The 25,928-nt window shown below is 69.8% G+C and carries 19 protein-coding genes; 12 read left to right on the forward strand and 7 right to left on the reverse strand.

The window, feature by feature from the left end; genetic code table 11:
- The first annotated feature begins 10 nt into the window (after positions 1–10).
- Together H9L17_RS00115 and H9L17_RS00120 are read left to right on the forward strand one after the other, a co-directional pair.
- Entirely contained in the window at positions 11–2,644 is a 2,634-nt protein-coding gene (locus H9L17_RS00115; protein ID WP_187570401.1) for a bifunctional diguanylate cyclase/phosphodiesterase, read from the forward strand.
- Entirely contained in the window at positions 2,637–3,557 is a 921-nt protein-coding gene (locus H9L17_RS00120; RefSeq protein ID WP_187570402.1) for a 5'-nucleotidase, read from the forward strand. Before H9L17_RS00115 ends, H9L17_RS00120 begins: the two co-directional genes overlap by 8 nt.
- Before the next feature lie 8 nt (positions 3,558–3,565).
- Here the strand turns inward: H9L17_RS00120 and H9L17_RS00125 are convergent, their stop codons facing one another.
- The 7 genes from H9L17_RS00125 to recN all read right to left on the reverse strand — a co-directional run bounded on the left by H9L17_RS00125 (position 3,566) and on the right by recN (position 11,616).
- Positions 3,566–4,120: a DUF2939 domain-containing protein gene (locus H9L17_RS00125; protein WP_187570403.1), complete on the reverse strand. Its 555-nt coding sequence runs from the start codon at positions 4,118–4,120 to the stop codon at positions 3,566–3,568.
- A 36-nt stretch (positions 4,121–4,156) separates the two neighbouring features.
- The gene (gene sbcB, locus H9L17_RS00130; protein WP_187570404.1) at positions 4,157–5,605 is read right to left on the reverse strand and encodes an exodeoxyribonuclease I; all 1,449 of its coding nucleotides are present in this window, start codon (positions 5,603–5,605) and stop codon (positions 4,157–4,159) included.
- A 146-nt stretch (positions 5,606–5,751) separates the two neighbouring features.
- Complete coding sequence (locus H9L17_RS00135) at positions 5,752–7,137, reverse strand: FAD-dependent oxidoreductase (RefSeq protein WP_187570405.1); 1,386 nt, start codon at positions 7,135–7,137, stop codon at positions 5,752–5,754.
- Entirely contained in the window at positions 7,097–7,432 is a 336-nt protein-coding gene (locus tag H9L17_RS00140) for a GIY-YIG nuclease family protein (RefSeq protein ID WP_187570406.1), read from the reverse strand. The genes H9L17_RS00135 and H9L17_RS00140 overlap by 41 nt, the downstream gene beginning before the upstream one ends.
- Before the next feature lie 51 nt (positions 7,433–7,483).
- Complete coding sequence (gene kynU / locus H9L17_RS00145) at positions 7,484–8,752, reverse strand: kynureninase (protein WP_187570407.1); 1,269 nt, start codon at positions 8,750–8,752, stop codon at positions 7,484–7,486.
- Between the two features lie 145 nt (positions 8,753–8,897).
- Entirely contained in the window at positions 8,898–9,908 is a 1,011-nt protein-coding gene (locus tag H9L17_RS00150; RefSeq protein ID WP_187570408.1) for an amidohydrolase family protein, read from the reverse strand.
- 49 nt (positions 9,909–9,957) lie between these two features.
- Complete coding sequence (gene recN, locus H9L17_RS00155; RefSeq protein ID WP_187570409.1) at positions 9,958–11,616, reverse strand: DNA repair protein RecN; 1,659 nt, start codon at positions 11,614–11,616, stop codon at positions 9,958–9,960.
- A 76-nt stretch (positions 11,617–11,692) separates the two neighbouring features.
- Here recN and hrcA point away from each other — a divergent pair, with 76 nt between their 5' ends.
- From hrcA to greA, 10 genes are all read left to right on the forward strand, one after another.
- Positions 11,693–12,745 (forward strand): heat-inducible transcriptional repressor HrcA, encoded by a 1,053-nt coding sequence (hrcA, locus tag H9L17_RS00160; protein WP_187570410.1) that lies wholly within the window; start codon positions 11,693–11,695, stop codon positions 12,743–12,745.
- A 54-nt stretch (positions 12,746–12,799) separates the two neighbouring features.
- Complete coding sequence (grpE, locus tag H9L17_RS00165; RefSeq protein WP_187570411.1) at positions 12,800–13,297, forward strand: nucleotide exchange factor GrpE; 498 nt, start codon at positions 12,800–12,802, stop codon at positions 13,295–13,297.
- Between the two features lie 104 nt (positions 13,298–13,401).
- Positions 13,402–15,327, forward strand: coding sequence for a molecular chaperone DnaK (gene dnaK / locus H9L17_RS00170; protein WP_187570412.1), 1,926 nt, complete (start codon positions 13,402–13,404; stop codon positions 15,325–15,327).
- A gap of 71 nt (positions 15,328–15,398) precedes the next feature.
- Complete coding sequence (gene dnaJ, locus H9L17_RS00175) at positions 15,399–16,541, forward strand: molecular chaperone DnaJ (RefSeq protein WP_187570413.1); 1,143 nt, start codon at positions 15,399–15,401, stop codon at positions 16,539–16,541.
- A 74-nt stretch (positions 16,542–16,615) separates the two neighbouring features.
- The gene (locus tag H9L17_RS00180) at positions 16,616–17,731 is read left to right on the forward strand and encodes a prephenate dehydrogenase (protein ID WP_246455117.1); all 1,116 of its coding nucleotides are present in this window, start codon (positions 16,616–16,618) and stop codon (positions 17,729–17,731) included.
- 189 nt (positions 17,732–17,920) lie between these two features.
- Positions 17,921–20,086, forward strand: coding sequence for a DUF1631 family protein (locus H9L17_RS00185; RefSeq protein ID WP_187570414.1), 2,166 nt, complete (start codon positions 17,921–17,923; stop codon positions 20,084–20,086).
- A gap of 168 nt (positions 20,087–20,254) precedes the next feature.
- Positions 20,255–20,920: a 4-hydroxy-tetrahydrodipicolinate reductase gene (locus H9L17_RS00190; RefSeq protein ID WP_246455241.1), complete on the forward strand. Its 666-nt coding sequence runs from the start codon at positions 20,255–20,257 to the stop codon at positions 20,918–20,920.
- Between the two features lie 116 nt (positions 20,921–21,036).
- Positions 21,037–22,182: a glutamine-hydrolyzing carbamoyl-phosphate synthase small subunit gene (carA, locus tag H9L17_RS00195; RefSeq protein WP_187570416.1), complete on the forward strand. Its 1,146-nt coding sequence runs from the start codon at positions 21,037–21,039 to the stop codon at positions 22,180–22,182.
- On the forward strand, positions 22,175–25,423 hold the full coding sequence (carB, locus tag H9L17_RS00200) for a carbamoyl-phosphate synthase large subunit (protein WP_187570417.1): 3,249 nt from the start codon (positions 22,175–22,177) through the stop codon (positions 25,421–25,423). Before carA ends, carB begins: the two co-directional genes overlap by 8 nt.
- Positions 25,420–25,899 carry a transcription elongation factor GreA gene (gene greA, locus H9L17_RS00205; RefSeq protein WP_187570418.1) on the forward strand — a complete coding sequence of 160 codons (480 nt, stop codon included), beginning with the start codon at positions 25,420–25,422 and terminating at the stop codon, positions 25,897–25,899. Before carB ends, greA begins: the two co-directional genes overlap by 4 nt.
- Positions 25,900–25,928: the final 29 nt, after the last annotated feature.

Below are 25,928 nucleotides of genomic sequence, written 5' to 3' on the forward strand. Positions count from 1 at the left end.
CGGAGCGCAGATGCCGTTCGAGGCCCACGACATCGAAACGTCCGCCGCCGGCCTGGGCTCCAGGCGGCGGGTGCCCGCGTGGGCCTGGGCGGCGGTCGCGTTCCTGCTCGGCATGGCCCTGACCTTCTGGCTGGCGGAAGGCGAGCGGCGGCGCAGCGAGCGCGACGAACGCCACCTGTTCGTCATGGAAGTGGAGAACGCCGCCGCCGCGATCCACGTCCAGCTCGACCAGTGCGAGCACCTGATCCGCGCGTTCCAGTCGATCTTCCTGGCCTCGGACAACGTGTCGCCGGAGGAATACGCCCGCGCCTACGAGAACATGCAGTCCAACAGCGTGGTCCGGATCAGCCTGCAGGCGCTGGCCTACGTGGAGCGCCAGCGCCGTGCCGACGGCGACCACTACGTCACCGCGATGTTCGCCCCGGAGCAGGGCAACGAATCGATCCGCGGCCTCGACATCACCACCCAGCCGATGAACCTGGAGGCGCTGCTGCGTTCGCGCGACACCGACCAGGTGACCATGTCCGCGCCGTTCGACCTGCGCCAGGCCAGCGGCTCAGGCTTCATCCTGCGCCTGCCGATCTACGCGTCCGGCACCGTCCCGACCACGGTGGAGGCGCGCCGCGCGGCGATCATCGGCTCGGTCGGCGCCTCGTTCCGGATTTCCGACCTACTCGCCTCGACGGTGTCGGAAGCGCCCGCGCTGCTGGCCGACCTGGCGGTGGAGGACATCAGCGGCCCCGCGCCGAGGCAGCTGTACCTGCACCGCTTCGGCGAGCGCGCGGACAAGCCGGCGCACACGGTGAAGCTGCGCTTCGGCGGGCGCACCTGGAACGTCGTCGCCTATCCGCGCGCGACGCCGAACGAGCGCGACGGCTGGGAGCTGGTGCTGTGGATCGGCGCGGTGATCAGCGCGCTGCTGGCGGCGCTGACCTGGTCGCTGGTCAGCACGCGCGAACGGGCGATCGCGCTGGGCACCTCGATGAGCCAGCGCTTCCGCGCCAGCGAGGAGCGCTTCCGCAAGCTCAACGAGCTGCTGCCCTGCCTGGTGCTGCTGGCGCGCAAGGACGACGGCACCGTCGTCTACCGCAACGCCGCCGCGCGCGACAAGCTGGCGATGGACGACGGCAGGGCCGGCCTGTCGTCGCTGCTCGACGCCGACAGCATCGCCCGCCTGTGCGGCGGCAGCGAGGGCGACCTGGCCGCGGTGGAAGTGCAGATGCGCGACGCCGCCGGCGCGCTGTTCTGGGCCAGCGCCTGGGTCAGCTCGATCGAGCTGGACGGCAACCCGATGTGGCTGCTGGTCGCCAGCGACGTGTCCGAGCAGCGCCAGCTCACCGAGAGCCTCAGTTATCAGGCCAGCCACGATTCGCTGACCCGGCTATACAACCGCCGCGAGTTCGAGGCGCGCGCGCAGGCCATGCTCGCGCGCGCCGACCGCGGCGACGGCGCGCTGCTGTTCATCGACCTCGACCAGTTCAAGCTGATCAACGACACCTCCGGCCACCGCGCTGGCGACGAGCTGCTGGTGCAGCTGGCGACGGTGATGCGCGAGAAGCTGCGTCCCGAGGACGTGCTGGGGCGGCTGGGCGGCGACGAGTTCGGCGTGCTGCTGTCCGGCGTGCCCACCATCGAGGCCGCGCTGCAGGCGGCGGAGCGGCTGCGGCGCTGCATCGAAGGCTTCATCTTCGGCTGGGAGCAGCGGACCTACACGATCAGCGCCAGCATCGGCGCGGTCATGCTGGCGAACGCCACCTCGCTGAAGGAGCTGTTCGCGCATGCCGACGCCGCCTGCTACCTGGCCAAGGAAGCGGGGCGCAACCGCGTCCACGTGTACGCGGAAGACGACACCGCCATCACCAGCCGGCTGGGCGAGATGGAATGGGCCAACCGCATCCGCGACGCGCTGCGCGACGGGCGGCTGCTGCTCGACTACCAGGAGCTGCATCCGCTGCGGCCGGGCAATGGCGAAGGCGCGCACATCGAACTGCTGCTGCGGCTGCGCGGCGAGGACGGCGGCGAAGTGCTGCCCGGCGCGTTCCTGCCGGCGGCCGAACGCTACGGCCTGATGCCGCTGATCGACCGCTGGGTGGTGGAAACCGCGCTCGGCAACATCGACCGCATCCATCCCGACGGCGGCCGGCTCGCGACCTGCGCGATCAACCTGTCCGGCGCCAGCCTGGAGGACGCCGGCCTGTTCGAGCGGATCGCGCAGCTGGTGGCGCTGTACCAGATCGACGCGCGCCGGCTGGTGTTCGAGATCACCGAGACCGTGGCGATGCGCGATTTCGCCGCCTCCAGCGCGCTGATCGCGCGGCTGCGCTCGCTGGGCTGCCGGGTGGCGCTGGACGATTTCGGCGCCGGCATGTCCTCGTTCGGCTACCTGAAGAACCTGGAGCTGGACATGGTGAAGATCGACGGCAGCTTCGTGCAGAACATGGCCAGCGACCGCATGTCGCAGTCGATCATCCGCGCGGTCACCGACATCGCCCACCAGCAGGGGCTGACGGTGGTCGCCGAATGGGTGTCGTCGAAGGAGCTGCTGGACATGCTCGCGTCGATGAACGTCGACTACGCGCAGGGCTTCGCGCTGCACCGGCCGCAGCGGGCCCTGTTCCAGCGCGACGCGCAGCACCATGGCTGAGTTCGATCCCGCGACCTCGCCCGACCGGATTCCGCCGCCGCTGGTGGTGGCGATCACCGCGCGGGCGCTGTTCCACATGGAGGACAGCCACGCGCTGTTCGAGCGCGAGGGCATCGTCGCGTTCGCGGAGCACCAGCGCCAGCACGAGAACGACGTGCTGCCGCCGGGCATCGCCTTCCCGCTGGTGCGCAAGCTGTTGGCGCTGAACGAGGACGCGCCGCGGGTCGAAGTGATCCTGCTGTCGCGCAACTCGTCGGACACCGGCCTGCGCGTGTTCAACTCGATCCAGCATTACGGGCTGGGCATCGTGCGCGCCACCTTCACCGCCGGCGCGCCGGTCTGGCCCTACATCAGGCCGTTCGGCGCGCAGCTGTTCCTGTCGGCCAACCCGGAGTCGGTGCGGCAGGCGCTGGAGGCCGGCGTGGCGGCCGCCACCATCCTGCCGGAGAAGGCCAGCGAGCCGCGCCAGCGCCAGCTGCGCATCGCCTTCGACGGCGACGCGGTGATCTTCGGCGACGAGAGCGAGCGGGTGTCGCGCGAGCAGGGCGTGGAGGCGTTCGGCCGCCACGAGCGCGAACGCGCGCACGAGCCGCTGTCGGGCGGCCCGTTCCGCGGCTTCCTGGCGGCGCTGCACGACCTGCAGGCGGCGTTTCCGCCCGGCGCGGCCTCGCCGATCCGCACCGCGCTGGTCACCGCGCGCTCTGCGCCGGCGCACGAGCGGGTGATCCGCACGCTGCGCGAATGGGGCGTGCGGCTGGACGAGGCACTGTTCCTCGGCGGGCGCGACAAGGGCCCGTTCCTGGAAGCGTTCGGCGCCGACATCTTCTTCGACGACTCGCCCCACAACATCGATTCGGCGCGCCGCCACGTGGCCGCGGGGCACGTGCCGCATGGCGTCGCGAATAATCGATAACGGCCGCGTTATTCCGGCAGACGCAGCCCGGCCAGCTTCCAGCTCAGGCCGTCGCGACGGAACTCGAACACCACCGGCCGGCCTTCCGCGTTCCGCACGGTGGCGGTGAACAGCGAGGGCGAAACGTAGCCGGTCTTCGCGTCCTTGAGCGGATCGACGGCGCGGGCCTCGCCGTCCGCGTCGACCTTGCCGGCGACGCGGTGCGCCAGCGCGCTGCCCTGCAGCAGGGTGGCGATGCCGGCGGGCGAGACCATCGCGTCGATGGCCGGCTGCGCGATCAGCGCGGTGACGTCGCCGACGGTGCGCGCGGTTTCGCTGGGACCGACGCGCCCCATGATGCCGCGGGCGATGCGCTCCTGGATCTGCGGGCGCACGTTCTCCCGCAGCTTGTCGAAGTCCACGAACCGCCACAGCTCGCCGTACTCCCCGGCCGCGACCAGATTGCGGATGCCGTTGATCGCCAGGTACGGGCCGGCGACGACGTAGGCCAGCACCGCCAGCAGCAGCGCGATCAGGACGGCCAGCGCCCACTTGCGTCTCTTCGACACGACGTTCTTCGACACGACGGCGACTCCCGGGATTCGGCGCAAGTGTAGCGGTCAGTCGCCGAGGCCGGCGGCGAGGCCGTCGCCCCAGTCGGCCAGCCGGCCCAGCAGGGCGAGCCTGGCGCCGTCGTCCGCGTACTCGGTGCGCAGCGCGGCGATCTCCGCGCGGTACTGCGCCAGCGTGGTTTCGGACAGGCCGGCGTCGCCCAGCAGGCGCCGGCGGCGATAGTCGTCCCATTGCCCGCGTTCCGCCGGCAGCAGGCTGTCCGGCCAGTTGCGGGCGCGGTAGCGCAGCAGCAGCTCGGGCAGGCGCGCGTCGCGGAAAGCGTATTGCGCCTTCGCCAGCAGGTGCGGCGGGGTGCCGCGCACCTGCGCGCACAGGCGCTTGTCGCCGTCGCCGATGAAGCCGTCGTACAGCGCGGCGTCCGCATCCACGTCGCCGGCCGGGCGTTCGCGCGCGAACACGCGGCGCATCTTCTCGGCCAGCGCCGGGCCGGCGGCGCGGATGCGTTCGGCGCGCGCCAGCGCCGTTTCCGGATCGATGCCGAGGCGGGCGAAGTCGGCGGCGCGCAGGTGGTCCCAGCGCACCAGCGCCGGACACTTGTTGACGTGCACTTCCTTCAGCGGGATGCGGGTCTCGCCGTCCGGCAGGTCTTCCTGGCGAACGTACAGGCGCGCGGCGATGGCCTCGGCGTCGAGGTCGAGCAAGGCGTCCGGCTCGCAGTCGAGGTCGTACACGATGACCCGCGAGTCGATCTGCGGATGCCGCGCCAGCGGCAGCACCGGCGCGGCGCACAGGCGCGTGGCCGGGTAGCGCTGCGAGACGTGCAGCAGCGGCGCCATCGCCACCGTGTCCAGCAGCGAAGCGGCGAAGCGCTTGTCGCGCAGGCGCAGCGCGTACTCCCACAGGCGCGGCTGCGCCCGGCGGAACAGGCGGGCGACGCCGATCAGCGCGCGCACGTCGGACAGCGCTTCGTGCGCCTCGCCGACGCGCAGGCCGTTGTCCTCGGCGAGGTGTTCCAGCCGGAAGCTGGTGCCCTTGCCGTCCTCGCGCGGGCGCCAGGCGATGCCGTCGGGGCGCAGCGCGTGCATCAGCCGCAGCGCGTCGAGCAGGTCCCAGCGCGAGTTGCCGCCGCGCCACTCGCGCTCGTAGGGATCGAAGAAGTTGCGGTACAGCCCGTAGCGGACGAACTCGTCGTCGAAACGCAGCGAGTTGTAGCCGACGGTGCAGGTCTCCGGCCGGCCCATTTCCTCCATGATGCGGGCGAACGCGGCGGCCTCGTTGACGCCGTCGCGCAGCGCGTCCTGCGGGGCGATGCCGGTGACCAGCGCGGCGCCGGGCGAGGGCAGCAGGTCGTCGGCCGGCTGCACGAAGAAGCTGATCGGCTCGTCGATCTCGTTCAGTTCGGCGTCGGTGCGGATCGCCGCGAACTGGGCGATGCGGCTGCGGCGCGGGTCGATGCCGAAGGTTTCGAGGTCGTAGAAAAGGAAGCTGGCGCTCATGCTTTGCTCGTTATTCCCGCCAAGGCGGGAATCCAGTGACTTTCGTACAAGTCGCCGCGATTCTCCCGAGGAGCGAAGACACTGGATACGCAGACACAAGGTCTGCGAAACGATGCCCGCCTTCGCGGGAATGACGGGCACGGAAATCACGCATCGGCCAATGGCTCCAACTTCACCAGCACGGCCGCATCCGTCGCCGCCCAATCCACGCCGTCCAGCGACACCAGCCCGCGCGTCGCCTCGACCAGAATGTCGCGCTGCACCTCGCTGCGGTGCAGGGCCATGGCGTAGGGAATCCGCATGAACGTGACCATCGCGTAATGCGGCACGAAGCGGCCGGGATGGCGCTCCTGCAAGGCCAGTTCGAGCTGGCGCTGGAGCAGGAACTCCGCGTCGTCCACCTTGTCGCGCATTTCGATGTAGTTCTCCAGCGCCATCTTCTGGATCGCCTCGGCGTTCGGCTTGCGCTCGGCCTCGAAGGCGGCGAACGCCTCCGCCAGCGACGGCGTGCGCTCCAGATGCTCGGCCAGCGCCACGCAGTCCTCGAACGCGCAGTTCATGCCTTGGCCGTGGAACGGCACCATCGCGTGCGCGGCGTCGCCCAGCAGCACCGCCTGGCCGCCGAGGTGCCAGCGATCGAGGTAGAGCGTGGCGAGGCTGCCGACCGGATTGGCCTCGTAGTCGTGGCGCAGCGCCGGGATCAGCGGCAGGGTGTCCGGGAACTGCGCATCGAACAGCGCCATCGCCTCGTCGCCGTTCTGCACCTGCTCGAAACTGGGGTGGGCGCCCGCATGCGGCATGAACAGCGTCACCGTGAAGGTGCGCTCGTCGTTGGGCAGAGCGATGCACATGTAGTGGCCGCGCGGCCAGATGTGCAGCGCATTGGGCTCGATGCGGAAGCCGCCGTCGGCGGCCGGCGGGATTTCCAGCTCCTTGTAGCCGTGGTCCAGCCATTCGGTGCGTTCGCCCAGCGACCGCACCTTCGCCATCTCCGCGCGCAGCGTCGAGCCGGCGCCGTCCGCGCCGACCAGCGCGTGGAAGGGGCGGGCCACGGTTTCCGCGTGGTGGCGGAAGGTGGCGACGTGGTCGACGAAATCCACCCGCTCCAGCGCGTGGTCGAAGTGCAGGCGCGCGCCGTGCGACTCGGCGATGTCGAGCAGCACCAGGTTGAGCTCGCCGCGGTTGATCGACCAGATCACTTCGGAATCGTCGCGGCCGTAACGCTGCAGGCCTGGCTCGCCGTGCAGCGGATGCACGTAGCGGCCGCGCATCATCACCGCCTGCTTCAGCACCGCGTCGTCGGCGCCGGCTTGGCGCAGCGCGTGCAGGCCGCGTTCGGCCAGCGCGAGATTGATCGAGCGTCCGCCGGCATAGCCTTCCACACGCGGATCGCCGCGCCGTTCGTACACGTCCACCGACCAGCCGCGCCGGGCCAGCAGGATGGCGAGCAGGGCGCCGGCCAGGCCGCCGCCGATGAGGGTCAAATGCTCGTCATTCCCGCGAAGGCGGGAATCCAGCTTTTCCGATGTCATGCGCGTCCCCGATTATCTTCGGCCACAGGTCTTTCCATGCTGGATTCAGGGATTCGATGAGCCGTGTTTTCCAGGCGCGATTCCATTTCTTCAGTTGCTTCTCGCGTTGAATTGCCGATTCCATCGAATCGTGTTGCTCGTACCAAACGAGATGCTCGACTCCGTACTGCTTGGTGAAACCGTCAGCGACATGGTTTCGATGCTGCCACGTTCTTGCAATCAGATTGCTGGTCACGCCGATGTAGAGAGTGCCTTGATAGTGGCTTGCGAGGATGTAGACGGCAGGCTGCTTCATTGTTTCGAGACAAGATCACAAGCTGGATGCCCGCCTTCGCGGGCATGACGATCAAGTGCGCCATTCCCGCACGGTGCGCGCGAAGCGCAGCACGTCGGCGAACGTGTTGTACAGCGGCACCGGCGAGATGCGGATCACGTCCGGTTCGCGCCAGTCGCCGAGCACGCCGCGTGCGGCGAGGAAGTCGAACAGGTCGCGGCCGCGCTCGCGGCCGCCGATGACGCGGATGGAGAGCTGGCAGCCGCGCCGCTCCGGTTCGCGCGGCGTCGCCACCTGCAGCACGTCGCGCAGGTCGGTGTCCATCAGCGCTTCGAGGTAGCCGGTGAGCGCTTCCGACTTCGCGCGCAGCGCCGGCAGCGTGGCGCGGTCGAACTGGTCCAGCGAGGCGCGCAGCGGGGCGAGGCCGAGGATCGGCGGATTGGACAGCTGCCAGCCGTCGGCGCCCGGCGTGGGCGAGAACTGCGGACCCATCCTGAAGCGCACCGACGCATCGTTGCCCCACCAGCCGGCGAAGCGCGGGCGGTCGGTGCGCGCGTGGCGCTCGTGGACGAAGCAGCCGGCAACCGCGCCCGGCCCGGCGTTCATGTACTTGTAGTGGCACCACACCGCGAAGTCGGCGTCGGCGTCGTGCAACCGCAGCGGCAGGTTGCCGACCGCGTGGGCCAGGTCGAAGCCGACCACGGCGCCGGCCGCATGGCCGAGCCGCGCGATCTCCTTCAGGTCGAACGCCTGCCCGGTGCGGTACTGCACGCCCGGCCACACGATGGCCGCCAGCTGCGGGCCGTGTTCGGCGATGGCGCGCTCGATGGCGGCCATGGAGAACGTGCCGTCGGCGTTGTCCGGCTCCACCTCGACCAGCGCCTCGGCCGGGTCGAAGCCGTGGAAGCGCACCTGCGATTCCAGCGCGTAGCGGTCCGAGGGGAACGCGCCGGCTTCCATCAGCAGCACCGGACGTTCGCGGGTCGGGCGATAGAAGCTGACCAGCATGAAGTGCAGGTTGGCGGTCAGCGAATTCATCGCCACCACTTCCGACGGCTGCGCGCCGACCACCCGCGCCAGCGGATCGCGCACCAGTTCGTGGTAGGGCATCCACTGCGCGCTGCCGGTGAAGTGGCCTTCCACCGCCTCGCGCGCCCACTTGTCCAGCACTTCCTCGACGTGCGCCCGCGCGCCCTTCGGCTGCAGGCCCAGCGAGTTGCCGACGAAGTAGGCCTGCGGCGCGCCGTCGTGCAGCGGCAGGTGGAACTCGTCGCGGAAGTGGCGCAGCGGGTCGGCGGCGTCGAGGGCCAGTGCGTGTTCGTCGGTGAAAAGGTGGGTCATGAGAGGAGAGCCTTTTGACGCGGATCAGAGCCGACAAGAGCGGATAAAGCGAACAGGGAAGCAGAAAAAGAACGATTCATGGCGATCCGCGTTCATCCGCCCTGATCCGCGTCCAGAAAGCTTTGCTTCGCGTTCGGAAGAAGGGTCACGCAAATCTGGATGCCGGCAGCCCCAGCCATTCCAGCGCGGTGCCGTGGTAGAGCCGCGCGCGCTCGCCATCGGCCAGGCCGAGCCGCTCGATGCCTTCGCCCGGCACCTGTTCGCCCAGCGGGAACGGATAGTCGGTGCCCAGCATCACCCGTTCGCTGCCGCAGGCTTCCAGCAGGTAGCGCAGCGCCGCGTCGTCGGCGACCCAGGAATCGAAATACAGCCGCTTCAGGTATTCGCGCGGATTGCGGAAGTTGTCGGTGGCGACCAGATCGGGCCGCATGTTGAAGCCGTGCTCGATGCGGCCGATGGTGTAGGGGAAGCTGCCGCCGCCGTGGGCCAGCGCGACGCGCAGCTTCGGCAACCGTTCCAGCACCCCGCCAAAGACCAGGCAGCAGGCCGCGCGCGATTGCTCGGCAGGCATCCCGACCAGCCACGGCAGCCAGTATTTCGGCATCGAGTCCGCGCCCATCATGTCCCAGGGATGCACGAGGATGGCCGCACCCAGGTCGGCGGCGGCCTCGAAGAACTCGAACAGCTCCGGCGCGTCGAGGTTCCAGTCGCCGATGTGCGAACCGATCTGCACGCCCTGCAACCCCAGCTCGTCCATGCAGCGCTCCAGCTCGCGCACCGCCAGCGAAGGCGACTGCAGCGGCACCGTGCCGATGCCGGCGTAGTGGCGCGGGAAGTCGCGACAGGTCTGCGCCATGTGGTCGTTGAGCGACTTGTGCAGTTCCAGCGCCTGGTGCGCCTTCGCCCAGTAGCTGAACATCACCGGCACGGTGGACAGCACCTGCACCTGCACGCCGAAGCCGGCGTAGTCGTCGATGCGGATCTGCGGGTCCCAGGTCTTCGGCCAGATCTCGCGGAAGAACTTGCCGTCCTTGTAGATGCGATGGCGGCCGTCGTCGCCGTGGTGGATCACCGGGAAGCGGTTGTCGCCGTATTTGGCGGCAAGGTCGGGCCAGTCGCGCGGCAGGTAGTGGGCGTGGGTGTCGATCTTGAGCATGGCCCGATTCTAGGGCCATGCCGCCGCGCGTGCGCTTCGGACGAAGGCGTCAGCCGTTTTCCAGCAGCCGCTTCGCCGCCGCGCGCGCTTCGCGGCTGACTTCCGCGCCGCCCAGCATCCGCGCGATCTCGTCGACGCGGCCGGCGGCGTCCAGCGCGGCCACCGAGGACTGGGTGATGCCGTCCTGCGCCGCCTTGCTCACGCGGTACTGCGCGTGGCCGGCGGCGGCGACCTGCGGCTGGTGGGTGACGCACAGCACCTGCTTCGATGCGCCCAGCGCGCGCAGCTTCGCGCCCACCGCGGCGGCCACCGCGCCGCCGATGCCGGCATCGACCTCGTCGAACACCAGGGTCGAAGCCGCGTCCTGCCCCTGCGTGGCGACCTCGATCGCCAGCGAGATGCGCGAGAGCTCGCCGCCCGAGGCCACCTTGCGCAGCGGGCGCGGCGGCTGGCCGGGATTGGCCGAGACCAGGAACTCGGCGCGCTCGCCGCCGAGCGGATCGGGTGCGTCGCCGGCGTTGGCTTCCAGCGCGGTCTCGAAGCGCCCGCCCTGCATGCCCAGTTCGTCGATCAGCGCGGTAATGGCCGCGGCCAGCGCGTCGCCGGCCTTGCGGCGCGAGGCGGCGAGGGCGGCGGCGGCCGCGCGCCAGTCTTCCAGCGCGGCGGCGATGTCGCGGTCGAGCCGTTGCAGGCGCGCGTCGGCGTCGGCCAGCGAATCGAGTTCCGCGGCCAGCGCGTCGCGGTGCGCGGCCAGCCTGTCGGGGGCGACGCGGTGCTTGCGCGCCAGGTCCTGCACGCGGACGAGCTGGCGTTCGATGTCGGCCAGCGCGTCGGGATCGAGGTCGAGGTCGCCGCGGACGCGTTCCAGCAGCGCCAGCGCTTCGTCGAGCTGGATCGCGGCCGAGTCGAGCATCGCATCGACGTCGGACAGGCGCGGCTCGTTCGAGGCTTCGCGCTGCAGGCCGCCGCGCAGATGCTGCAGGCGGCGGGTGAGGGCGTCGTCGCCGCCCAGCGCGTCCAGCGCCGAATCGCAGGCGGCGATCAGCGAGGCGGCGTGGGCGTGGCGGCGATGGCTGGCGTCGAGTTCCGCCAGCGCGTCGGGTTCCAGCGGCTGCGCCTGCAGTTCGTCCAGCTGGTGTCGCAGCCAGCCCTGGCGTTCGGCCACGTCGCCGCGGGCGAGCAGGGCGTCGCGCTCCTGCTGCAGCGCCTTCCAGCGCCGCGCCGAGTCGGCGACGGCCGCCAGCAGCTGCGGATGGCGTGCGAAGTCGTCCAGCAGGCGGGTCTGCTGCGGGCGCATCAGCAGCGCTTGCTGGGCGTGCTGGCCGTGGATTTCCACCAGCAGTCCGGCCAGTTCGGCCAGCTGCGCGATCGTCACGGCGCGGCCGTTGATCCATGCCTTCGAGCCGCCGTCGGCGCGCAGGGTGCGGCGCAGCTGGCAGGCGCCGTCGTCGTCCAGTTCGACCTCGGCCAGCCAGGCGGAGGCGGCGGGACAATCGTCCAGCGCGAACTCGGCCGACAGCTCGGCGCGCTGCGCGCCGTGGCGCACCGCGCCGGCGTCGCCGCGCGCGCCCGACAGGAAGCCCAGCGCGTCCACCAGCAGCGACTTGCCGGCGCCGGTTTCGCCGGACACGACGGTCAGGCCCGCGCCGAAGTCCAGTTCGGCGTGGGCCACTACGGCGAAGTCGCGGATCGACAGGCGGGTCAGCATGGCTGCGCATTGTGCCTGCGGGCGCGATGCGCGGGTAGCGGTTGCATGCGCGCGGGCGGACGCTTACAACCTGCGCATGGCCCGCCGCCCCGCTCCCGACATCGCCCTCGACCCGCGCGCGCGCCAGCTGCTGCGCACGCTGGTGTCGCGGCACATCCGCGACGGCGAGCCGGTGGGCTCGCAGACGCTGGCGAAACACGCCGGGCTGGATGTCAGCGCGGCCACCATCCGCAACATCCTGGCCTCGCTGGAGGACGCCGGCCTGCTGGCCGCACCGCACAGCTCGGCCGGGCGGGTGCCGACCGCGCAGGGCTACCGGCTGTTCGTGGATTCGCTGCTGCAGGTCAAGCCGCTGGGCAGCGAGGACGTCCATCGGCTGCGCAGCGGGCTGCCGGCGGGCGCGGGCACGCAGGCGCTGCTGGGCAGCACTTCCGAGCTGCTGGCGGCGATGACCCATTTCGCCGGCATGGTCAGCGTGCCCAGGCGCGAGAGCTTCGCCTTCCGCCAGATCGACTTCGTGGCGCTGGACCCGCAGCGGGTGCTGGCGATTCTGGTGTTCGCCGACGGTGAGGTGCAGAACCGGGTGGTGCAGGTGCGGCGGGCGTTCTCGTCGTCGGAGCTGGAGCAGGCGGCGAACACCCTGAACGCCCATTTCGCCGGGCAGTCGCTGAGCCTGATCCGCGCCGCGCTGCTGCGCGAACTGCGCGACGCCCGCAGCGAGATGGAGCGGTTGCTGGCGTCCTCGGTGGAGCTGGCCGAGCAGGCGTTCGCCCCGGCCCGCGAGGACGACATGCTGGTGGCCGGCCAGACCCGCCTGCTGGGGTTGCAGGAGCTGGGCGACCTCGACCGCCTGCGCGCCCTGTTCGACGCCTTCGCCGAAAAGCGCGAGCTGCTGCAGCTGCTGGAGCGCACCGCCAAGGCGCCGGGCATGCGCGTGTTCATCGGCGAGGAAACCGGGCTGGCGCCGCTGGAAGGCATGTCGCTGGTGACCGCGCCCTACGGCCGCGACGGGCAGGTGCTGGGCGTGCTGGGGGTGATCGGCCCCAGCCGGATGGCCTACGAGCGGGTGATCCCGGTGGTGGAGGCCACCGCGGCGGCGCTGGGGGCCGCCTTGAATCCCGACGCCTGAACCCCCATAGCCCTGCACGGTGCGGCAGTCGGCCGCGTATTTCGAACCGTGGACATGAGCAACGATCCCAGCCAGGAAGTGAACGAGGACGCCGACGCGGCGCAGCACGACGAACTGGAGGCGCTGCGCGCCGAGGTCGAGCAGCTGAAGGCGCAGTCGCTGCTGGAGCGCGCCGACCTGGAGAACCAGCGCAAGCGGCTGGCCCGCGACATCGAACAGGCGCGCAAGTTCGCCAACGAGCGCCTGCTCAGCGACCTGCTGCCGGTGTTCGACAGCTTGGATGCCGGCCTGTCCGCGGCGGGCGAGGGCGACGCGCTGCGCCACGGGCTGGAGCTGACCTACAAGCAGCTGCTGAAGGTCGCCACCGAGAATGGCATGACCCTGCTCGACCCGACCGGCCAGCCGTTCGACCCGGAACACCACCAGGCGATCAGCCAGGGCGAGGCGGAGGGCGTCGCCCCCGGCCACGTCATCACCGTGTTCCAGAAGGGCTACCTGCTCAACGGGCGGCTGCTGCGCCCGGCGCTGGTGATCGTCGCCAGGCACGACTGAAACGGCGCCCCGGCGCATCGCCGCGCGGCTCTTGAAGGCGGGCGCGGCATCCCCAGATAGCAACCATCGGCGCACGGCGCCAACGACATTACAGAGGGAACACCATGGGCAAGATCATCGGCATCGACCTGGGCACCACCAATTCATGCGTCTCCATCATGGAAGGCGGCAAGGTCCGCGTCATCGAGAACAGCGAGGGCGACCGCACCACCCCGTCCATCGTCGCCTGGACCAAGGACGGCGAAGTGCTGGTCGGCGCGTCCGCCAAGCGCCAGGCCGTCACCAACCCGAAGAACACCTTCTACGCGGTGAAGCGCCTGATCGGCCGCAAGTTCACCGACGCCGAAGTGCAGAAGGACATCGGCGTGGTGCCGTACACCATCACCCAGCACGACAACGGCGACGCCTGGGTGGCGCTGGCCGACGGCAAGAAGCTGGCCCCGCAGGAAGTCTCCGCCAAGGTGCTGGAGAAGATGAAGAAGACCGCCGAAGCCTTCCTGGGCGAGACGGTCACCGAGGCGGTCATCACCGTGCCGGCCTACTTCAACGACAGCCAGCGCCAGGCCACCAAGGACGCCGGCCGCATCGCCGGCCTCGACGTCAAGCGCATCATCAACGAGCCGACCGCGGCGGCGCTGGCCTACGGCCTCGACAAGGGCGACACCAAGGACCGCAAGATCGCCGTGTACGACCTCGGCGGCGGCACCTTCGACGTGTCGATCATCGAGATCGCCAACGTCGACGGCGAGAAGCAGTTCGAGGTGCTGGCCACCAACGGCGACACCTTCCTCGGCGGCGAGGACTTCGACAACCGCGTCATCGACTATCTGGTGGAAGAGTTCCAGAAGTCCGACGGCGTGGATCTGCGCAAGGATCCGCTGGCCCTGCAGCGCCTGAAGGACGCGGCCGAGCGCGCCAAGATCGAGCTGTCCAGCGCCCAGCAGACCGACGTCAACCTGCCGTACGTCACCGCCGACGCCAGCGGTCCGAAGCACCTGAACATCAAGCTGACCCGCGCCAAGCTCGAAGCGCTGGTGGACGACCTGGTGAAGAAGACCATCGAACCCTGCCGCGTCGCCCTGAACGACGCCGGCCTGCGCGCGTCCGACATCAGCGAGGTGATCCTGGTCGGCGGCCAGACCCGCATGCCGAAGGTGCAGCAGGCGGTGGCCGAGTTCTTCGGCAAGGAGCCGCGCAAGGACGTGAACCCGGACGAAGCCGTCGCCATCGGCGCGGCGGTGCAGGGCGGCGTGCTGGCCGGCGACGTCAAGGACGTGCTGCTGCTCGACGTGACCCCGCTGTCGCTGGGCATCGAGACCTTGGGCGGCGTGTTCACCAAGATCATCGAGAAGAACACCACCATCCCGACCAAGGCGTCGCAGACCTTCAGCACCGCCGAGGACAACCAGTCGGCCGTGACCGTGCACGTGCTGCAGGGCGAGCGCGAACAGGCCCGCTACAACAAGTCGCTGGCCCGCTTCGACCTCACCGGCATCGAGGCCGCCCCGCGCGGCATGCCGCAGGTGGAGGTGAGCTTCGACATCGACGCCAACGGCATCGTCCACGTCACCGCCAAGGACAAGAAGACCGGCAAGGAGCAGAAGGTCGAGATCAAGGCCGGCTCGGGCCTGTCGGACGACGAGATCCAGCGGATGGTGCAGGACGCCGAGGCCAACCGCGAGGAGGACAAGAAGTTCCACGACCTGGTCACCGCGCGCAACCAGGCCGACGCTCTGATCCATGCCACCCGCAGCACCATCAAGGACAACGGCGACAAGCTGCCGGGCGACGCCATCGGCCGCGCCGAGGGCGCCATCGCCGAGCTGGAAACGGCGATGAAGGGCGACGACAAGGGCCAGATCGAAGCCAAGAGCAAGGCGCTGGAGGAAGCCGGCCAGGCGCTGTTCGCCGCGGCCGCGGCCGCGGGCCAGCAGGGCGGCGGCGAACAGGCCGGCGCGGCGCAGGGCGGCAACGACGACGTGGTGGACGCCGAGTTCACCGAGGTCAAGGACGACGACAAGAAGGCCTGATCCGGCAGGCAGGCAATGCGACGGGCAGGCCGGTGGTCTGCCCGTCGCCGTGAAGGGAACAGGTTGGCCCGATGAGCAAGCGCGATTACTACGAAGTCCTGGGCGTGGCCCGCAACGCCGGCGAGGAGGAGCTGAAGAAGGCCTACCGCCGCTGCGCGATGAAGCACCACCCGGACCGCAACCCCGGCGACAAGGCCGCCGAGGCGGCGTTCAAGGAATGCAAGGAAGCCTATGAAGTGCTGAGCGACGGCGGCAAGCGCCGCCTCTACGACCAGCACGGCCACGCCGCGTTCGAGCACGGCATGGGCGGCGGCAACGCCGGCCCCGGCTTCGGCGGGTTCGGTGGCGCCGACATGGGCGACATCTTCGGCGACATCTTCGGCAACATCTTCGGCGGCGGCGCGCGCCAGCAGGGGCCGCGCCGCGGCGCCGACATCGGCTATGTGATGGAGCTGGACCTCGAGGAAGCCGTCGGCGGCGTCGAGAAGCAGATCCACATTCCCACGCTCGCCACCTGCGAACCCTGCAAGGGCAGCGGCTCGGAGGACGGCAAGGTCGACACCTGCTCCACCTGCGGCGGGCGCGGCCAGGTCCGCATGCAGCGCGGCCCGTTCATGATGCAGGCGCCGTGCCCGCACTGCGGCGGCGCCGGCAAGACCGTCGCCAACCCGTGCAAGCACTGCAACGGCAACGGCCGGGTCGAGGAGGAGAAGACGCTGGCGGTGAAGATCCCGGCCGGCGTGGACAGCGGCGACCGCATCCGCTTGGCGGGGGAGGGCGAGGCCGGTCCGGCCGGTGCGCCGCCCGGCGACCTGTACGTGGAAGTGCGGGTGCGTCCGCACGAACTCTTCGAGCGCGACGGCGACGACCTGCACTGCGAGATCCCGATCCGCATCTCGCAGGCCGCGCTGGGCGACACCGTGCGCGTGCCCACGCTGGACGGCGAAGTGGAGCTGCGCATCCCGGTGGAAACCCAGAGCGGCAAGGTGTTCCGCCTGCGCGACCGCGGCGTGAAGTCGGTGCGCAGCCGCCAGCCGGGCGACCTGTATTGCAAGGTGGTGGTGGAAACCCCGGTCAACCTGACCGCCGAGCAGCGCGAGCTGCTGGAGCAGTTCGAGACCACCTTCGTGGGCGAGAACGCGCGCCGCCATTCGCCGAAGTCGGCCACGTTCTTCGACGGCGTCAAGGGCATCTGGGAACGGATGAAATCCTGACAGCGGCAACCAATTCCGTTTCCTAGAATGGACGCCCGGACTTCCCGGGCGTTCTTCTTTCCGGACACCGCATCTTGGGCAAGACCTCTCCCGTCATCGGCATTGTCGGCAGCGCCGGCGCCTACGGACGCTGGCTGCGCGCGTTCTTCGAGACCCGCATGGGCCTGCGGGTGATCGGCCACGACCCGGCAGACGCCGCATCGGAAAGCGAAGAGGCCCTGCTGGAACGCGCCGACGTGCTGCTGTTCTCCGCGCCGATCCGGAGCACGCCCGCGCTGATCGACCGCTACGCGCGGCTGTCCGCCGGCCGCGAAGCGGGGAAGCTCTGGCTGGACGTCACTTCGGTCAAGGCCGAGCCGGTGGCGGCGATGCTGCGTTCGCACGCGGAAGTGGCGGGCCTGCATCCGATGTCGGCGCCGCCCAAGTCGCCGACGCTCAAAGGCCGCGTGCTGGTGGTCTGCGAGGCGCGGCTGTCCGCGTGGAAGCCGTGGCTGGACGCGCTGCTGGCGGCGCTGGAAGCCGAATGCGTGCGCGCCGCGCCGGAGCGCCACGACCGCGCGATGGCGCTGGTGCAGGCGATGGTGCACGCCAGCCACCTCGCTCAGGCCGGCGTGCTGCGCGGGCAGGCCGGGCTGGCGGGCACGCTGGCCGAGCTGATGCCGTTCCGTTCGGCCTCGTTCGAAATGGACGCCGCCATCGCCGCGCGCATCCTGTCGCTGAATCCCGCCATCTACGAGGACATCCAGTTCGGCAACCCGCATGCGCGGGACGTGCTGCGCGGGCTGGCGTCGCAGCTGGCGCGGCTCGCGGCGCTGGTCGGGCAGGGCGACGACGATGCGCGCGCCGCCTTCCGCGCGGAGTTCCTCGACGCCAACCGCGACGCGTTCGGCGCGCCGGCGCTGGCGGATGGCAACTACACCTTCGAGCGGCTCGGCTACCTGCTGGCCGATCTGTCCGACGCGCACACCCTGAGCATCCACCTGCCGGAAGACCGGCCGGGCTCGCTGCGCGCCCTGCTGCACGTGTTCGAGCGCCACGGCGTCAGCATCGCCTCGCTGCATTCCTCGCGCACCCAGGCCGGCGAACTGCATTTCCGGCTGGGCTTCAACAGCGGCACCCGGCCCGACCAGCTGGCGGCCGTGGCGGAAGAACTGGACCGGACCGGCATCGGCCGGGTATTGCCCGGATGAGCGGTCGGCCGCGGCCGGCAGCCGGCGCACGGAGCCGCGGAACCATGACGGCCATCAATGATCTGGACTCCCGGCTGGGGTACTGTTACCGACGGGCCATTCCCTCTAGAGCAGCAACGCCATGACATTCCGTTCCCCCGCGGAATCCCCCAACCATCGCAGCAGGCCGCGGGCCCGCTGCTCGACGCGTTGCAGAAGCACGTGCTGGACCGCGCCGCGCCGGCGTTGGACAGCGCGCTGTCCGACCTCGACGACTACCTGTTCGACCGCAGCCAGAACGGCGAGGAAACGCTGGGCCTGATGGCCCTGCGCGACATGCGCCGCGCCCGCGGCGAAATCTCGCAGCAGTTCCGGCAGGCGGTGCTGAACCGCTTCCGCGGGCTGCGCGACCGGCACGCGGGCGGCGCCCAGGACGACGGCAGCGCCGCCGGCCTCAGCCTGCTGTCCGAACAGGACCTGGAAGAACAGCTCGCGGTCGAGCAGCTGGCCGCGTCCGTGCTGCGCACCCACGCCCCCGCCTTCGAGATCGCCAGCAGGCGCCTGTCCGCGATCGCCGGGCAAGGCGACCTGCCGCCGCGCGAGAACCCGCTGGCGCCCACCTTCCTGGCCCGCGCGCTCGGCAGCGCGATGGATCGGCTGGACCTGGACGCCGATCTGCGGATCGTGGTGTTCAAGTTCTTCGAGCGCGAACTCGGTGGCGCGCTCGGCGAAATCTACGACCGCAGCAACACCCTGATGGCGACCGCCGGCGTGCTGCCGGAACTGCGCGCCAACGCCCGCCCGCAGCAGGCGCACCGCGCCGCGCCGTCGCACGCGCAGCAGGCGCAAGCTGCCGCCGCGCCGCATCCGGCCGGCATGCCGCAGCACGACACCGTGCCGCACGATGCTGGCCATAGCCAGATGCAGATCAGCGCGTCCGACCAGGCCGCGTTCGCCAGCATGCTCGGCATGCTGCAGGGCTGGCGCAACGCCACCGGCGTGGCCGCCGCGCCGGGCGCGCAGCCAGCCGGCCCGGCGCTGCCCACCAACGATCTGATGTCGATCCTGTCGCTGATGCAGCAGGACGGCGGCCCGCGCTTCAACCCGGCGGGCGAGGCGGAGCAGCAGTCGCTCGCCAGCCAGCTGCGCCAGCAGATGACCCAGAGCGCGCGCAAGCTGGGCGTCACCGGCGACAACCTCAATCTGGACGGCCTGGACAACGACGCGGTCGATCTGGTCGCGCTGCTGTTCGACGTGCTGCTGGACGGCCCGCAGTTCGACACCCAGATCCGCCAGATGATCGGCCGCATGCTGGTGCCCTACGTGAAGGTGGCGGTGCGCGACCGCCGCATGTTCCTGTTCAAGGAGCACCCGGCGCGCAAGCTGCTCAACACCGTCGCCGAAGCCTGCGAAGGCAACCGAGGCGAGGCGCCGCAGGAACGCGAACTGCTCACCCACGTCGACCACACCATCGACCGGCTGGTGGCCGAGTTCAACGAGGACGTGGCGATCTTCGAAACGCTGGAGCAGGAGCTGCGCGCCTACATGGCCCAGCACCGCAAGCGCTTCGAGCTGGCCGAGAAGCGCACCGCCGAGGCCCAGCGCGGGCGCGAGCGGCTGGAGCACGCGCGCAGGGTGGTGGCCGACGACCTCGCCGCGCACCGCGGCGACCGCACGCTGCCGCCGGTGATCGACGAGTTCCTGTCCCGGCACGTCAACCACCATCTGGTGCAGGTGGTTCTGCGCGACGGCAAGGGTGCGCCGCGCTACAACGACGCGATGCAGGCGGTGGATCGGCTGCTGGCGGCCTGCGACAAGCTCGCCGCCGGCCTCACGCCGGAGAAGCTGCCACCGCTGCCCGAAGCCGGGCTGCTGGACATCCTGGCCAGCGCCGGCTGCACCGAGGACGCCGCGCAGGCGGCGCTGGACGCCCTGCGCGATGCGCTGTCGCGGCTCGCCAGCGGCGAATCCGCGCTGGACGACGACGTGCGCATGCCGCCGCAGGCGGAGCTGCCCGAGCCGGCGCAGCCGCAGCCCGAACCGCAGCCGCAGCTTGAAGTCGTGGCCGGCACCGCAGGGCTGGATTTCGACGCCGCGATGCTGGCGCGCGTGCGCAAGCTGCAGGTCGGCGACTGGCTGCAGCTCGCCGCCACCGACGGCCATTTCGCCCCGGCCAAGGTGTCGTGGATCAGCCCGATCTCTTCGCGCCTGCTGCTGGTGAACCGGCGCGGAATCCGCGTGCTGGTCGCCTCGGTCGAGGAACTGGCGGTGATGGCGAAGCTGGGCAAGGTGGCGCTGCGCGAAGGCGAGAACGCGTTCGAGGATGCGATGCACCAGGTGGTGGGGCGTTTGCAGAGCGTGTCGGAGCGCGTGTAGCGCGGACACGTTCCGCGCCACGCGCGGCGTTTCGCGTTGTTTCGAGACGGCGGGGCTGGTCCCCGCCGCTTCGCGTTCGGGCTTGCCGCTGTCGCGGCTGCCGGCTAGCCTGCGCGCATGGATGCGCATCCTCCCGTTCGACTGTTGATCCACGGCGCCACCGGCAGGATGGGGCAGGCATTGCTGCGCCTGTGTCGCGAGGAAACCACCGGCTGCGAGGTCGTGGCGGCGGTGGCGCGGCGGGTGGATACGCGCGTGGTCGACGGCGTGCCGCGGTTCACCGCGGCCGAGCTGTCCGGCGTGCCGGCGTTCGACGTTGCCATCGACTTCAGCCTGCCGGAAGGCTTCGACGCCATCCTCGCCCTGTGCGTCGCCCGCGGCACAGCGCTGGTGTCCGGTACCACCGGCCTGTCCGATGCGCAGAAGGCTGCGCTGGATGCCGCATCGACCACCATCCCGCTGGCCTGGGCCAGCAACTTCAGCCTCGGCGTGGCGGTGCTGCACGATCTGGTCGAGCGCGCGGCGAAGCTGTTGCCCGGCTGGGACTGCGACATCGTCGAAGCCCACCACACCCGCAAGCTGGATGCGCCCTCGGGCACCGCGCTGACGCTGGGCACGGCGGCGCAGGCGGGCGGGGCGGACCCGCATTACGCCTCGATCCGCGCCGGCGACATCGTCGGCGAGCATCTGGTGCAATTCGCCGCCGCCGGCGAGCGCATCGAGCTGGTCCACCGCGCCACCAACCGCGACATCTTCGCGCGCGGCGCGCTGCACGCCGCTGCGCGCCTGAATGCGCGCGCGCCCGGACGCTACCGCGTCGCCGATCTGCTCTGAAACGCTAGCGCCCGGCGGCGCGCGCCGGTACAATTCGCCCTCGCCTGAACCCCCTCAGCTCCGAACCGGCACCGCCGCTTCGGCGCTTTCTTGCAACCTGACGCAAGGCGACGCACTTGAATAATCCCGCCATTCTCGCGCTTGAAGACGGAACGGTCTTCGAGGGCATTTCCGTGGGCGCGCCCGGTCTGTCCGTGGGCGAAGCGGTGTTCAACACCGCCCTGACCGGCTATCAGGAAATCCTGACCGATCCGTCCTACGCGCAGCAGCTGGTGACGCTGACCTATCCGCACATCGGCAACACCGGCTGCACCGACCAGGACGACGAAGCCGCCAAGGCCTGGGCCGCCGGCCTGATCGTGCGCGACGTGCCGCGCCGCCCCAGCAACTGGCGCAGCCAGGTCGCGCTGCCCGAGTGGCTGCAGGCACGCGACATCAAGGCCATCGCCGGCATCGACACCCGCAAGTTGACCCGCATCCTGCGCGAGCGCGGCTCGCAGAACGCCGCGCTGCTGGCCGCCGCCAGCCATGACGAGGTGCTGGACATCGAGCACGCCATCGAAGCCGCGCGCAAGTTCCCCGGCTTGAAGAACATGGATCTGGCGAAGGTGGTCAGCACCGCCGAGCCGTATCGCTGGAGCGAAGGCCAGCTCGACCTCGACAGCGATGCGTTCGCGCAGGCCGAGCCGAAGTTCAAGGTCGTTGCCTACGACTTCGGTGCCAAGCGCAACATCCTGCGCATGCTGGCCGAGCGTGGCTGCGACGTGCACGTGGTGCCAGCGCAGACGCCCGCATCCGAGGTGCTGGCGATGCGCCCCGACGGCGTGTTCCTGTCCAACGGCCCCGGCGATCCCGCGCCCTGCGACTACGCGATCAAAGCGATCCGCGAGTTCGTGGCGGCAAAAATCCCGCTGTACGGCATCTGCCTCGGCCACCAGTTGCTGGGCCTCGCCGTCGGCGCGCAGACCATGAAGATGCCGCACGGCCACCACGGCGCGAACCATCCGGTGCAAGACCTCGATTCCGGTCGCGTGATGATCACCTCTCAAAATCACGGCTTCTGCATCGACGAAAGCACGCTGCCGGCGAACGCGCGCGTGACGCACCGCTCGCTGTTCGACGGCACCAACCAAGGCATTGAGCTGACCGACGCACCGGCCTTCAGCTTCCAAGGCCACCCGGAAGCCGCCCCCGGCCCGCACGACGTTGCGCCGCTGTTCGACAAGTTCATCGCGCTCATGGAGAACAACAACAATGCCTAAGCGCACAGACCTCAAAACCATCCTCATCATCGGCGCAGGCCCCATCGTCATCGGCCAAGCCTGCGAGTTCGACTATTCCGGCGCGCAGGCGTGCAAGGCGCTGCGCGACGAGGGCTACCGGGTGGTGCTGGTGAACAGCAACCCGGCCACGATCATGACCGACCCGGACATGGCCGATGCCGTCTATATCGAGCCGATCAACTGGCAGTCGGTCGAGAAGATCATCGCCAAGGAACGGCCCGACGCGCTGCTGCCGACGATGGGCGGCCAGACCGCGCTGAACTGCGCGCTCGACCTCGCCGACAACGGCGTGCTGGACAAGTACGCCGTGGAGCTGATCGGCGCGAAACGCGACGCCATCCGCACCGCCGAAGATCGCGAGCTGTTCAAGCAGGCGATGTCCGAGATCGGACTGGAGAGCCCGAAGTCGGAAGTCGCGCGCACCTACGAGCAGGCGGTGGCGATTCAGGCCGACGTCGGCTTCCCGACCATCATCCGCCCATCCTTCACCCTCGGCGGTAGCGGCGGCGGCATCGCCTACAACCGCGAGGAGTTCGAGGACATCGTCAAGCGCGGCCTCGAACTGTCGCCGACCAGCGAAGTGCTGATCGAGGAATCGGTGCTGGGCTGGAAGGAGTTCGAGATGGAAGTCGTCCGCGACACCGCGGACAACTGCATCATCGTGTGCAGCATCGAGAACTTCGACGCGATGGGCGTGCACACCGGCGATTCGATCACCGTGGCCCCGGCGCAGACCCTCACCGACAAGGAATACCAGCGCCTGCGCGATGCGTCGATTGCGGTGCTGCGCAAGATCGGGGTTGATACCGGCGGCAGCAACGTGCAGTTCGGCATCAATGCGAAGAACGGCCGCGTGGTCGTCATCGAGATGAACCCGCGCGTGTCGCGCTCCTCGGCGCTGGCGTCGAAGGCCACGGGCTTCCCGATTGCGAAAGTCGCCGCCAAGCTCGCCGTCGGCTACACGCTGGACGAGCTGAAGAACGAGATCACCGGCGGGCTGACCCCGGCCAGCTTCGAGCCGAGCATCGACTACGTCGTCACCAAGATTCCGCGCTTCGCCTTCGAGAAGTTCCCGGCGGCGGACGCGCGCCTGACCACGCAGATGAAGTCGGTGGGCGAGGTGATGGCGATCGGCCGCAGCTTTCAGGAATCCTTGCAGAAGGCGCTGCGCGGGCTGGAAACCGGCAAGATCGGGCTCGACCCGACCGGTCTCGACTTGGCTGCCGAAGACGGTCTGCTGGCGCTGCGCCGCGAGATGAAGGAACCCGGCCCGGAGCGCATCTTCCACATCGCCGACGCCTTCCGTGCCGGCATGAGCGTGGAAGACGTGCACGCGCTGTCCTTCGTCGATCCGTGGTTCCTCGACCAGATCGAGGAACTGATCGACGCCGAAGTGGACGTGGCGCATCGCGGCCTCGACGGCCTCGACGCCAAGCGCCTGCGCACGCTCAAGCGCATGGGCTTCTCCGACGCCCGCATCGCCCAGCTCGCCGGCACCAACGAGACGGCGGTGCGCGCGCTGCGCAAGGCGTTCGGCGTGCGTCCAGTGTACAAGCGCGTGGACTCCTGCGCCGGCGAGTTCGCCACCGGCACCGCCTATCTGTATTCGACTTACGAGGACGAATGCGAGGCCGCGCCGACGGATCGCAAGAAGATCATGGTGCTCGGCGGCGGCCCCAACCGCATCGGCCAGGGCATCGAGTTCGACTACTGCTGCGTGCACGCCGCGCTGGCGCTGCGCGAGGACGGGTTCGAGACCATCATGGTCAACTGCAACCCGGAAACCGTCTCCACCGACTACGACACCTCCGACCGCCTGTACTTCGAGCCGCTGACGCTGGAAGACGTGCTGGAGATCGTGGAGCTGGAGAAGCCGCAGGGCGTGATCGTGCAGTACGGCGGCCAGACCCCGCTGAAGCTGGCGAAGGCGCTGGAAGCCAACGGCGTGCCGATCATCGGCACCTCGCCGGATTCCATCGATCTGGCCGAAGACCGCGAACGCTTCCAGAAGCTGGTCGAGGAACTGGGCCTGAAGCAGCCACCGAACCGTACCGTGCGCAGCGCCGACGAGGCTTTGGTGCAGGCGCGCGAAATCGGCTACCCGCTGGTGGTGCGCCCCAGCTACGTGCTGGGCGGCCGCGCGATGGAAGTGGTGCACGCCGACGCCGACCTCGCGCGCTACATGCGCGAAGCGGTGAAGGTGAGCAACGATTCGCCGGTGCTGCTCGACCGCTTCCTCGACAACGCCGTGGAAGTCGATATCGACGTGATCGCCGACCGCGACGGCAACGTGCTGGTCGGCGGCGTGATGGAGCACATCGAGGAAGCCGGCGTGCATTCCGGCGACTCGTCCTGTTCGCTGCCGCCGTACTCGCTGTCCGCGCGCACGCAGGAGCGCCTGCGCGAGCAGGTGGTGGCGCTGGCGAAGGCGCTGCACGTCGTCGGACTGATGAATACCCAGTTCGCCGTGCAGGTCGGCGTGGCCGAAGGCGACGAGGCCGATACCATCTACCTGCTGGAAGTGAACCCGCGCGCTAGCCGCACCGTGCCGTTCGTGTCGAAGGCGATTGGTCGCCCGCTGGCGAAAATCTCGGCGCGCTGCATGGCCGGGATGACGCTGGCGGAGCAGGGCGCGACGGAAGAAATCGTGCCGTCGTACTACTCGGTGAAGGAAGCGGTGTTCCCGTTCGCCAAGTTCCAGAACGTCGATCCGATCCTTGGCCCGGAGATGCGTTCGACCGGCGAAGTGATGGGCGTGGGCCGCAGCTTCGAGGCCGCGTTCGCGCGCGCCGAGGAGGCCGCCAACATCCGCGCGCCGCAGCCGGGCAAGGCCTTCATCTCCGTGCGCGACCCGGACAAGGCGCGCGTGCTGGACGTGGCGCGCACCATGCTGGAGCGCGGCTTCACCCTGGTCGCCACCAGCGGCACCGCCGACTACTTGAGCGCCCACGGCGTCGCTTGCGAGCGCGTCAACAAGGTGGCCGAAGGTCGTCCGCACATCGTCGATCTGATCAAGAACGGCGAGATCTGCTACATCGTCAACACCACCGAAGGGCGCGCGGCGATCGCCGATTCGTTCTCGATCCGGCGCGAGGCCTTGCAGGCGCGCGTCACCTATTCCACCACCGTGGCGGGCGCGCGCGCGCTGCTGCATTCACTGGATCATCGCGGCAAGGGCGACGTGCTCTCGCTGCAGGAACTGCACAAGGAACTCGCATGAGCAGGGCACCCATCACCGCCAAGGGCGCGCAGCGGCTGCGCGCGGAGCTGGAAGAACTGAAGTCGGTCAAGCGTCCCGCCGTGATCGAGGCGATCGCCGAAGCGCGCGCCCACGGCGACCTCAAGGAAAACGCCGAATACCACGCCGCGCGCGAGCAGCAGGGCTTCATCGAAGGCCGCATCAAGCATCTGGAAGCCGAGCTGTCGCATGCCCAGATCATCGACGTGTCCACGCTGAACGCCGGCGACAAGGTGGTGTTCGGCGCGACCGTGGTGCTGGTGGACTGCGACACCGACGAGGAGAAGACCTACCAGATCGTGGGCGACCTCGAAGCCGACATCAAGCAGAGCCTGATCGCGATTTCCTCGCCGGTGGCGCGCGCGCTGATCGGCAAGAGCGAGGGCGACGCCATCACCATCGAAGCCCCCGGCGGCACGCGGGAGTACGAGATCGTGGCGGTGCGGTATCAGGGCTGATGCCGGCATGCCCGCGCAGGCGGGCATCC

It is taken from the genome of Thermomonas brevis (genome assembly GCF_014395425.1).
Taxonomy (GTDB): Bacteria; Pseudomonadota; Gammaproteobacteria; order Xanthomonadales; family Xanthomonadaceae; genus Thermomonas; species Thermomonas brevis.